The organism is Mucilaginibacter sp. PAMB04274, assembly GCF_039634385.2.
Classification (GTDB): domain Bacteria; phylum Bacteroidota; class Bacteroidia; order Sphingobacteriales; family Sphingobacteriaceae; genus Mucilaginibacter.
Map to the genome: position 1 here is coordinate 5278244 of NZ_CP155081.2, position 12308 is coordinate 5290551.

General features: G+C 42.9%; 5 protein-coding genes. 1 reads left to right on the forward strand and 4 read right to left on the reverse strand.

Annotated features, from left to right (window positions below; genetic code table 11):
* Positions 1–28: 28 nt before the first annotated feature.
* Positions 29–2509 carry a glycoside hydrolase N-terminal domain-containing protein gene (locus tag ABDD95_RS22675; protein ID WP_345949647.1) on the reverse strand — a complete coding sequence of 827 codons (2481 nt, stop codon included), beginning with the start codon at positions 2507–2509 and terminating at the stop codon, positions 29–31.
* Between the two features lie 32 nt (positions 2510–2541).
* The gene (locus tag ABDD95_RS22680; protein WP_352432921.1) at positions 2542–4899 is read right to left on the reverse strand and encodes a glycoside hydrolase family 127 protein; all 2358 of its coding nucleotides are present in this window, start codon (positions 4897–4899) and stop codon (positions 2542–2544) included.
* A gap of 542 nt (positions 4900–5441) precedes the next feature.
* Between ABDD95_RS22680 and ABDD95_RS22685 the strand changes: the two genes are divergently transcribed.
* Positions 5442–6530, forward strand: a complete 1089-nt coding sequence (locus tag ABDD95_RS22685; RefSeq protein WP_345949649.1) for an endo-1,4-beta-xylanase — start codon at positions 5442–5444, stop codon at positions 6528–6530.
* A gap of 217 nt (positions 6531–6747) precedes the next feature.
* Here ABDD95_RS22685 and ABDD95_RS22690 read toward each other — a convergent pair whose 3' ends face one another.
* Complete coding sequence (locus ABDD95_RS22690; RefSeq protein ID WP_345949650.1) at positions 6748–8667, reverse strand: RagB/SusD family nutrient uptake outer membrane protein; 1920 nt, start codon at positions 8665–8667, stop codon at positions 6748–6750.
* Between the two features lie 10 nt (positions 8668–8677).
* Positions 8678–11749 (reverse strand): SusC/RagA family TonB-linked outer membrane protein, encoded by a 3072-nt coding sequence (locus tag ABDD95_RS22695; RefSeq protein ID WP_345949651.1) that lies wholly within the window; start codon positions 11747–11749, stop codon positions 8678–8680.
* Positions 11750–12308: the final 559 nt, after the last annotated feature.

Genomic DNA, 12308 nt, shown 5'->3' on the forward strand with positions numbered 1-12308 from the left:
TAAGTCGACTTTGCAGCATTTAGGATAACTATTTAACTAAAAAGGTATACGTTTTACCCGGTTGTGTATTCAAATCATATAACCAGCTCTCCGGTTGATTGTAGGCTAACTGCGTGGCCGGAATCTTTAGCACAGGCTTAGAAATTCGGTCGGTTTTAAAATATGGGTTTGTATTGTTTCCCCGAGCTGTTTTAAGGGTTTTTACATTTAACATTTGGTTGCTACGCAACCTACACTGGCCACCCAAAGTTGAGTATACACTAAGTTTATAAATACGGTGGTTACGCCATTGTATCCCTATTTTAAACCCACCCCGCGCCATTAAGCCCGATATGCTGCCCTGCTTCCATTCATCAGGCAATGCCGGTAGTAAGTAAATAGCGCCATCATGGCTTTGTAACAGCATTTCTGCAATACCCGACGTACATCCAAAGTTTCCGTCAATTTGAAAAGGCGGGTGTGCATCAAATAAATTAGGATAAGTACCTCCTGACTGTTTACTGACCGGCGAAATTTGATCTTTAATCAGCTTATAAGCATGATTGCCATCTAACAAGCGCGCCCATAGGTTTATTTTCCATGCCATTGACCAGCCTGTAGATACATCGCCGCGGTAAATAAGCGAATTTCTGGCAGCAGTAAACAGTTGTGGCTGTCGAAATGGAGATATTTGACTACCCGGAAACAGGCCATACAAATGAGAAACATGACGATGGTTATCCGTTTTACTGTCCAGGTCATCAAGCCATTCCTGTAATTGCCCGTATTGCCCCACCTGCATTGGAGGCAATTTGTCTCTTAATGTTTTTAACGTATCAGCAAACGTTTGATCGGTATTTAAGACTGTCGAAGCGTTAATCAAGTTGCTGAACAATCCAAAAACCAGTTGATTGTCCATGGTTGCACCTGCTGTAACTGATACTGCGTTCTGACCGCCGATATATTCATGTTCCGGCGAAACGGATGGGCTAACCACCAACCAGCCATGATCGGGTTCTTTTTGCAAAACATCAATAAAATATTGAGCAGCTCCTTTCATCACCGGATAGTACTGTTGCAAAAATTTGCGGTCGCCTGTAAAAAGATAATGTTCCCATAAGTGCTGGCATAACCAGGCATTAGCGGTAGGCCAAAGCCCCCAAAAAGCACCATCTACCACACCGGTAACACGCCAGATATCAGTATTGTGGTGCAACATCCAGCCCCTTGCACCATACATAACTTTCGCGCTTGACTTTCCGGTTTCAGCTAACTCACCGATCATATTAAATAGCGGGGCATTTAGTTCAGTAAGCTGCGTAACTTCACTAGGCCAGTAGTTCATTTCGGTGTTAATATTTACCGTGTACTTACTGTCCCATGGCCCTTTTAACTCACCATTCCAAATACCCTGTAAATTTGCCGGCTGTGAGCTTGGCTGTGAAGAAGATATGAGCAGATAACGGCCAAACTGAAAATACAACTCGGCCAGTTGCGGGTCTCGGCCAGTGGCAAATTGCTGTATTCGTACATCAGTAGGCTGTGAATTATTAAGGGTGCCAAGATTTAAATGTACCCTATTAAAGTACGCCTGATAGTACTTTAAATGCGCACGGCACAATTCATCAAACCTTTTTTTATAAGCGGCATCAAGAAATTTTAACGCGCGCTGGTAAGGCTGAGCCGAAACATCCTTATAATTCACAAAGTTTGTGGCTATGCTTAAGTAAATCAGTGCAGTATCCGCATTCTGAACCCGGATCCCCGAACTATCAGTATTGGAGTCGCCCCCAACTATTTTGGTACGGGCAATGATGTTAAAACGAATTTTACTTTGCTGATTTTCATGATCGCTACCAGACCCGGCAAGGATAAGATCATTATTAGTTGCAGTTAAACGCTGTTTGAGCGGGCTTTGCAGGTTAATTTGGCAACTAACCATTCGGGGTTTGTTAGCGGTAAGCCTAACCAGCAAAACGTTATCTGTAAAAGAGGTGAAATACTCCCTTTTGTATTCAACGTTTTTATACGTGTAACTTACTGTAGCGAGAGCTTTCGCAATGTCCAGGTCGCGGCTATAACGAGTCACTTCTTCATGACCTGGAAATTGAATATAAAGGTTTCCGGCTAATTGATAGGGCATTCCGCTATTGCCCTTCGGGCCTAAGTACTTATTGGCTACCTTTTGGGCTTCTGCATATTTTTTTTGCGTCAGCAACGAACGAACTTCGGTTATGTGTGGTGCGGCAGCTGAATCTAAATTGTTGTTGGGACCTCCACCCCAGATTGTTCCCTCATTAAGTTGAATGCGTTCTTGCACAACATTTCCGAAAACCATCCCGCCGATATGACCATTACCAATAGGCAAGGCTTCATTCCAGTTAGCGGCAGGCTTGTTATACCAAAGGCGATAACGTTGTTCATTGGGCTTAAGTGCCTGTTGAAATTTGCCCGGTTGGGCAAGTACTACAGAGGTTAGACAAAAAAGCATACTTATAAGCAACCCTTTGCTCATGTTTATTTTAATCATAGCATACACTATATAACTGGTAATACGTATTTCTACCTGAGTAAACGAACGTCATAAATGGCCGCAGTCTTTTTACCCGGCGTAGCTACAAATTTAACCTGAATACTATTTCCCGCTTTTTTTACATCCTCCGGAACAGCAAATTCTTTAGCAACAAAAGTATCGCCCTCGGTGCCTTCCAGGGTAACATGAGCAAGCTTGGTTTCATTGATGTAGATATCAAAATCGGCTTTTTCGAGCCCATAATAAGTGATACTTAATTTATTTACAGCAGGAGACATGCGCATGCGGTAACCAAAGTAACCTGCAGCATTTCGCCAGTGCAGATTTCTAAAAATGCCCGTCTCAGACCTGTCAGCAATCAGCGCATGGTCGTTCTCGGGCTGTTGTTCTCCGGGGGCAACTCCATCAACGGTACGTGAGGCCAGCTTGATATAGGTATTATCTAACATCTGCAACTCCGCCTGTTTTTGAGAAGCACTGTCCCTTGAAGAGACAACAGGCCAGTAAAGTATATAACGCGTATCATGCAAGGTGTAAAAAGGAACCAGTTTTAAATTTTTAAACTTGTTCTGCATAACAGCTTTGCCTACAGTATATACATTGTTACCATTTGCGCTTTTTACAACTGCCTTTTCAATATCACTTTTATTGCCAACTAGCAAAGGCGAAGTGGTAAGCGGGTACATAGGCCCGGTTGCAATATGCCCCCACCGACTGCCATTTGCACGCAATCCGGTTAAATTTGCGGTATCAGTTGCAGCGGCCAACACCAGCGGGCCGCGTAAAAACGAAACCCATTGAGAATTATCAGGCAGGTACTCTGTATAAAGTTTCATGGGCAATTGCACCGTAATTTGGTCGCCTGATTTCCATAGCCGCTTAATAGCTAAATAATTATTAATTACCGATGAGCCGTTGAATACTTGTCCATTTACTTTAACATTGTACCCCTGATTACTTAACCATTTCGGTTTGCGGATATAAATGGTAAATTTTTCTGGCTTTGCAATATTAATGGTCAGCCGGCTATCTTCATTTTCTGGAAACTTGTTCTGTTGTGTAACCTGTAATTTTCGCTCTTTCCAATTCAATACTGACGGAATAAATAAGTTCACATACAAGTCGTTGTTGCGATGAGTATATATTAATTCGCCGTACTTGCCATGATTCTCCATGCCCGTGCCTACACAGCACCAGAAACCTTCATCTGCGGTGGAGTAAACGCGGTAATGCTGCGGATGTATAGGCGTAAAGTAAACATACCCCCCTCTTTCCGGATGTTGTGATGAAAGGATATGGTTGTACAGTAAGCGTTCATAAAACTCAATGTATTGTGCCTGAAAATCATGTAAGAACAACATCTTGGAAAGCTTGAGCATATTATTGCTATTGCAGGTTTCCGGGCCCTGCTCAGACTCGATCATGGAAGCAAAATTGCCAGCCGGATTAAAATGCTCTCTTACGCTGTTACCACCAATTGAAATGGTGCGCTTATCCACAACAGTTTGCCAAAAAAACTGCGCTGCATTATGATAATCAGTATCGTTACTTAATTCGGCTATTCGTTCAAAGCCAATCACCTTTGGAATTTGCGTGTTAGCGTGCATTCCGCTTAGTTTGTCTTCTTTGTTTTCAAGCGGCCTCAACAGTGCCTGGTGCGAAAATCGCCTGGCCAATTCCAAATAACGCTTTTGCCCCGAAATTGCGGCCGCATCAGCACAAACTTCATTCATACCGCCATGCTCTGTGCCCAGCATTCGCTGAACCTGCGCTTCACTTAGGTCCGAAAGCTCATTCATGGCCCAATCAGTTAGCTTCAAAAACACCGCCTTACCCTGAGTGTTACCTGCCAGCAAATAACTATCCCGTAAACCTGCATATAGCTTGTGTAAATTATACCAAGGCACCCACTTCTGATTAAATTCAGTAAAATCACCCTGCTTAAACTTAGCCCACATCTGTTTGCCACCCGGCACTCCGCCAACGTATCCATCAGCGTTGTTTTGCTGACAGCGGGCCAATTCACTAACCATGTAATCAAGTCGCCGTTTACACTCTTGATTTCCTGTGGCAGCATACATCTGTGCTAAAGCGGTTAGGTAATGCCCGCCGGTATGGCCGTCCAAACCAGAGTTTTCCCAGTTTCCGTAGGTTTTTGCCTTTGGCTTCAGGCCAGCCTCCCGTAGATAAGGCGCCAGCAACCGATCGGGCTCTAAACGAAGCATGTATTGCAGGTTAGTGTTTTCTGCGCGGCGAAACGGGCTTTCCAACAACCTTACCTGGCCCAAAGTAAAAGGCTGCATGGAAGGCGCCTGTGCCAATGCCTGTGAAGTAACAGAAACTAACACACCTAAACGGAGAAAACGAAAAGCTGATTTTAAGAGCATTGACATAGTTTAATGGTTACAACCGATTAATTAAATAAGAAGGCCTGATACACCGTTGGTAATAATCGATATAATTTTAAGCAATTTCTACCTGTGTAAACGATTTGAGTTTACTTAAATCTAACGCCTGGCGTAATGAAGCCCTTCGCATTGCAATACAATAGTAAAGCTTTGCCAGCTACTAACCGGCTTCCAAAGCTATTTTTGATTTACCCTTCAATATAGCACTATTGTGCAAATAGATAATGAGTTTGTTTAACTGCATTTATACAACAATTGCTTTAATGCCTATGTTGTATTAAGGGGGTATCGGCTAAATTTAAAAAAGGATGTTTACTAAAACAGAAGGCGTAATCCGAATGAGCTTTGCCTTTATAACGGGTTAATGAACATTTGTAGAAATGATATATACAAACGGCACCTTTCATTCTCTTTCATGCCATTATTTTTGAAAATCTGCAAAACCGTTAGAAAACAGCTAGTCATCAAAAGTTTAAATCATCCGGTTTTATGCTGTCACATTCAAATTATCTCATAAAATTATGAAAAGAAAAGGTAAAATCATCTGCTTAACGGGTGCTGTAGCTTTGTGTATCACCGGGCTGGCCTGGCGGCCGTCAAAAATTGATTCGGACAAGGGATTAAAGGATTACTACAGAAAATATTTCCCTGTTGGGGCTGCTGTAACGCCAAGAGAGTTACATACAGAAGAGAGCCAACTGATTGTTAAAGAATTTAGCAGCATTACGCCCGAAAACGCTATGAAAATGGGACCTATTCATCCGGAGGAAAATCGCTTTTACTGGCGTGATGCCGACAGCATTGTAGCATTTGCCCAACGCAACCATCTTAAAGTTCGTGGGCATACGCTTTGCTGGCATGCCCAGGCACCATCCTGGATGTTTAAGGATACAGCTGGCCACGATGTGAGCAAAGAGGTTTTACTGGAACGACTCCGGAAACATATTCATGCAGTAGTGACCCGGTATAAAGGGAAAATTTATGCCTGGGATGTAGTAAACGAAGCCGTTGCCGACGATACTACTTTTTTGCGTAAATCGAAATGGAATCAAATAACCGGACAGGAATTTATTGAGAAAGCATTTGAATATGCCCATGAGGCCGATCCTAAAGCCGTGTTATTTTATAACGATTACAACACTGAGCAACCGGCTAAACGCGAAAAGATTTACAAGTTGTTGAAAAACCTGTTGGAAAAGGGAGTGCCAGTGAACGGTGTGGGATTACAAGCGCACTGGTCGGTTACCAATCCAAGCCGTGATGAACTGGAAAAGTCGATTAAAATGTTCTCGTCATTAGGTTTGCAGATACAGTTTACAGAACTTGATATATCGGTATATGCAGGCCGGCAGGGCGGACAACTAATTAGTGGAGAACAACAACAGGCTAAAGCCACATTTACACCCGAAATGGAACAACAGCAACTGGAAAAATATAAAATGGCTTTTGAAGTATTCCGCAAATACAAGAAAAATATAACCGGAGTTACATTCTGGAACGTTTCGGACCGTTATACCTGGCTTGATGGCCGGGGGCGTAAAAATTACCCACTACTTTTTGACACCAATTTGAAACCTAAAAAGGCTTATTGGGAAGTGGTTAATTTTTAACCGAGCAGTTCCTTAGTGAACTTTGAGACTGCCGTTTTTGACGGTCTGGTTGCTTACATACCAGTTAATACAGGCGACTAAATGTATAGCTTAGCTATACGCTTTAAATCGCTCCGATATAAAACCGCCTATAACTTACAACTTGTTTAAAGAACAATAAAAAAGGCCGCCTTATTGCTAAGGCAGCCTTTTTTATTAAACAACTATAGACTGTTGATTAATATCCAGGATTCTGGTACGCCGCTTTTTCAGCAGCCGAAACCACCATATTGTCTATTTGACCTTGCGGTATAGGACGAAGATAAAGGTGATTATCAATAGTACGTGTTACTGTAGCTGGTGTATGATCACCAAAATTAGTACCGCAGATAGTGAATGTTCGGGCAACTTCCCCCCATTTTTGGGTCCGGATCAGATCAAGCCACCTGCCACCTTCTCCATAAAACTCTCGCGAGCGTTCTGCCAGGACATAGTTAATATCAATTGTTGCAGGCGTAGCAGCAACCATCGCTGCGCTGTTGTCTTCAACTTTTACAACATTGCCATTATTATTGAAACGCCATTTACCAGCCCGCGCGCGAATTACATTAATTAACTCTCTGGCTGATTTACCACCTTTTGTTACCGCACCCTTAACAGCTGCTTCAGCGGCTATAAAGTACAATTCAGAAAATTTAGCGATAGGGTAAGGACGTGTGCTACCTGCGTTTGGTTGGCCAAGACCTGTGCCGTTATCAGTACGATAAGGTCCTAATTTCCAAAGACCCGGGTACATAATTCTGCTTATTCCACTTGGGTTAACAACAAAATCAGCCCTTCCAGGTAATACGCCGGCGCCTACGTTTCCGTTTCCAGCTGCATAGGTAACCGCAGGGTTGTCATTATCCAAAAAAGTTAACACAGCATCACCAGGGGCAACTGGCAACCCGTTTGCATTAGGCAAAGTTTTGGTTGTACTGCCACCTTTAGGCCAGTTGCCACGGTAAACAGTAGTAAAGGTGCCATCATACCTCGAATCATTTGTTTTATCGGCAAAAGTATTTTTGAACACTTCTATGGTTGGCGCCATCCGTACCCATGGGCGGCCAAGATGCTGTTCGGCCTCACGCTGCACAGAATTTTCGTTACCACTTTTAATATTGGGATAGTTCCAGGTCATCATCCAGCCGGCAAAATTATCAGGGGCACCGCCACTGCCAAAAGTAAGGCTGGAACCATTATACTTTTCGCTGGTTTGTGTATGGTCGGCATACAGCACCATTTCACTATTGCGATCGTTTGAACCTACGTTTACATCATAGAAAGTCGGCTGCAATTTAAACGGTCCCGGTTCATCAATTGCTGCAGTTGCCACATCATAGGCCTGCTGAAAGTACCAGGCAGCATCATGGCCGTCCGGATCGGTACGGTTGCTGGCCGGATAAGTTGGTATATTGTTAGGGTTCTGCAGCCACCAGCCATAGGTTAAATATGCTTTAGAAAGCATTAAACGCGCCGCAGTTTTAGTTAGGCCCCCGGTTACACGTCCGGTTGCCGGTAAATCTTTTATGGCCTGCACTAAATCAGGGAATACCGCTTTGGTATAAACGTCTGGTACAGTGTTCCGAACTGACGTTGTTATTGGAGAAGTGTTAAATTTGAGCACGCCAGCACCCAAATCAAGTGGCACGCCACCAAATGTTTGTACCAGCAAAAAGTAATCAAAAGCACGGAAGAAACGGGCTTCGGCTACCAAAGCTGCCGATATACCTACTGCACTCGCATTTTCGATAACGCCACTGGCTGTATTAATGTTAGGGAAGGTTTCTCCCCACAATATACTGCTCGGAAAACTAGTAGACTGGATAATACCCACGCCCGAGCAGTCATAATCTTTAAAGTTCCCGTCGGCACTTTGGCCCCAGGTGGCTTCGTCAGTTCCCGTAACGCCCGAATTATAGTAATAGGCTTGTCCGTAAATTTGGCGAAGATGGTAGTACATGGCGGTCAGTCCGCCGTTAACACCTTGCTCTGTCTTAAAATAATCAGGCGTAAACGTTGCCCGTGGATCTTCATCCAGCACTTTACTGCATCCTCCAGATAAAATCAAGGCAAAGAGGGCAGATCCTATAATTGTTTTTATTTTCAATCCTTTCATCACAAACATTTTAAAATGATACATTTAGTCCAAGCAGGTAATTGCGAGTGGTTGGCGTATTGGTTCCGATTGTTAATAATCGTCTTTGAGAGGCCGCTAAAGGTACAGCTGCATTTTCATCACCATAAGAATTAGTTTCCGGATCCATACCAGATTCTTTATGGTACGGTGAAAACAATACAAAGGCATTCTGAACAGTAAAATATAGCCGTGCCCTCATGCTCGACATTTTAGGCATCAATCTGTTTAAATCATATCCAAGCGTCATTGTTCTGACCTTGAGATAAGAAGCATCAAAATACCCCAGTGTGCTTCCATATTTCGGATTATCACCACTTTGAATACCGCCAGGTTTTGGATATTTGGCACCTGTATTCTCTGGCGTCCAGTAATCTACCTTTACATTATTCCGTCTTCCGGTCAGTAAATTCAGGTATCCGCTAGAGCCGTATAAACTACTAATGAGCACGCCTCCGCTTTTGAAAGCCCCAACAATATTTAAATCAAATCCTTTATAAGCTAAACGGGTATTGAAACCACCCTGAAATTTTGGATCTACATCTAGTATCTGACGATCATCAGCACCAATCGGTCTGGTTGGTTGGCCGTTAGCGTTATATAAACCGGTATATTCGGCTTTTATCATACCTACATTACCGCCTGGTTCTAAAATATTTAGGTAAGGATCACCCTGCTGCCACAAGCCTGTGTATTTATAGTCAAATATGGCATTGATATTATGCCCAACAAACCAGGCATTTCCTTCATTTCTGGTCTGTCCTGAAGCAAGTGCTACCAACTTATTTTTGTTGATATAGAAGTTAACGCCCATATCCCAGGTTAAACCTTTCGGATTATCTATGATCGTACCATTCAAAGACATTTCAAACCCTCTGTTTTGGGTACGACCTATGTTAGCCGTATAAGCGTTTACACCAGAAGTTGTTGGTAAACTTACATCTAGCAAAAGATCCTTAGTATTGGTTACATAATACTCCAGCCTACCCGATAAACGGCGTTTTAATACTGCAAAATCGGCGGCAAAATTATAAGTGTCTGAATACTCCCAGCCTAACGCCGAGTTAGGGAGACGTGTTACATAATAACCAGTGGCGTAATTGGTGTCGCCAAAGTTATATTGCCGTGTAGATAACAGGCCTAGCGTTTGGTAAGGTCCAACAGCCTGATTGGCGGTTTGACCATAGCCGGCGGTTAGTTTTAGGTTACCTAAGCCGGTAACACCTTTCATAAACGATTCGTTGGTTAAATTCCAACCCACAGAAACGGCCGGAAAAGTATGCCATTTGTGACCAGCAGCTAAACGCGATGATCCATCGGAGCGCAGCGTGGCACTTAGCAAGTATCGGTTGTCATAAGCGTATAAGATACGCCCCATGTAAGAATTCAAGCCGGTTAACTGGTAATTTCCGTTACCAATGGTAATCTCACCGGTAGCCTGACCTAAATTGTAAAACTGAAAAGCATCCGATGGAATGCCTCTGGCCGACATAGATGAAGCATAATACTTATTTTGTTCGGCAGAGTATAAGGCCAAAACGTTAATGTTGTGCTTTTGGGCAAAAGTACGGTCGTAGGTCAGCAGGTTTTCAACCGTCCAATGGTAATTATGTGAGTTATTAACGTTGGCTGTTGATAGTGTTGTAGGGGTAGCACTGTTTATACCGGTACCTGTGTAATTGCCAAAATTACTTTGCCTGAAATCTAAACCCAGGTTGAGACGGTATTTTAGGCCTTTTACGCCCGGAACCCTTACCTCACCGTACATAGAGTTATAAGTAGCAAAGCCTCTGGTTTCATCTACCCACTGGTTGTGCAGGTTCTCCACAATGTCTCGGGTAAGTACATAGCTTTCATCCAACGGCATTTTAATGGTTCTTTTGGTTGTGCCATCTGCGTTAAATGGGTTTGCAATCGGAGAATTACTTAAATTGCCATAAATACCTACCTGATTACCTTCTGTTAAATTGTAATTATTATTGGTTGTAAAGCCTACTTTAATGTATTGGCCAACTTGCTGATCAACGGATCCGCGCAAGGTATACCGGGTATATTTTTGTGTAGGTATTACGCCCTGATTGCTATAGTAGCCACCACCGAAGCTATAACTGCCTGTTTTGCTACCACCAGAAACACCTACATCATGGCTGTTTACAATACCGGTGCGATAAAGCAATTTTTGCCAGTCGGTGTCTACGTTATCAGCCTCATCAATACCATTTGTGTATAACCCCGCTGCTTTGCGCAGTGCAACAAACTCAGGCCCGTTCATCATTTGATACCTGGCAAAAAGTGTTTGTGCACCCACATAGGCGTTATAAGTAATTTTGGCATCACCGCCAATTTGCCCCCTGTTTGTTGTAACCAGGATAACGCCGTTAGCACCGCGTGAACCATAAATAGCTGTAGCAGATGCATCCTTTAATATATCCAGGCTTTTAATGTCGTTAGGATTAATGTCGCCTAAGTTTCCGGCAAAAGGGATACCGTCAAGCACCACCAGAGGGTCATTGCTTGCAGTAAGCGAGCGTTGGCCACGAATAAGAATTTGCATGTTTGACCCGGGCTTAGAGTTAGTTTGCGTAATTTCTACGCCGGGTAAACGTCCTTGAAGCGCTTGAGATATGTTAGGAGACGGCACGTCGCGCAACCTATCACCACTGATAGAAGCAACTGACCCGGTCACCGCTTCCCTACGTTGCGTACCGTAGCCCACAACAACTACATCATTCAGGTTATTATTATTTTTCACCAATGAGATGCTACCTAAATTACCAGACTGTCCGTTAATTAATTTCTCTAGATTGTTGTAGCCGATAAATGAAATGATGATGCTTTTTACATCGCCCGTTACGGCAAGGCTGAACTCGCCATTTGCGTTGGTTGTGGCAGCAGCCTGTGAACCAGAGGAACGGACGGTGGCTCCTGCTAAAGGGTCGCCCCTTTCATCGAGCACCTTACCTTGAATTGTTTGATTCTGCGCATATAAGGATATAGAATGTAATGCCAGCAAGAAAGCCAAAACACACATCCTACACCAGTTTTTTTGTTTAATTATTCTCATGAAGCGTAAATAATTGATTGATATTTCAGGATTAATAATAAGCTGTTCAACAGCTTTAACCAACAAAATGGAGGTTATCGATTGGTATTTAAATCTGTCTTCTACTCATATTCTAATTTTGATGAATGTTACTCCCTCTTAAGCTAAATACATCAATGCTTCTGCAATCGATTGCAGAATCATTGATGCGCTTTAAACTTTATTAATTTTGCAAAAACGGCTTTAAGGTTACTTTATAAATTTGGTTATCGCCAAATGTTGGGAACAATTAGCAACGGCTAAATTCGAGCGATTTTTTCTTCACAAATGCTACATTCGAATAAAAAGATAGCACTTATGTGCACTCCAAACACTCCATTATTGCTACAAATAAGCATTTTGTTAGGTGAGCCCATATCTTCTTATTTATTCGTCATTAGCTAAGCCAACCTAATTTAGATGCTGAATATGATTGTGGGCTTCCGGGAGCGGCAACGGATGTTAAACTAAAAGTGAATACAGACATCTTTAATACAACGGCATCACACTATCTGCACATGGCCATTGAGATGGATAAGTA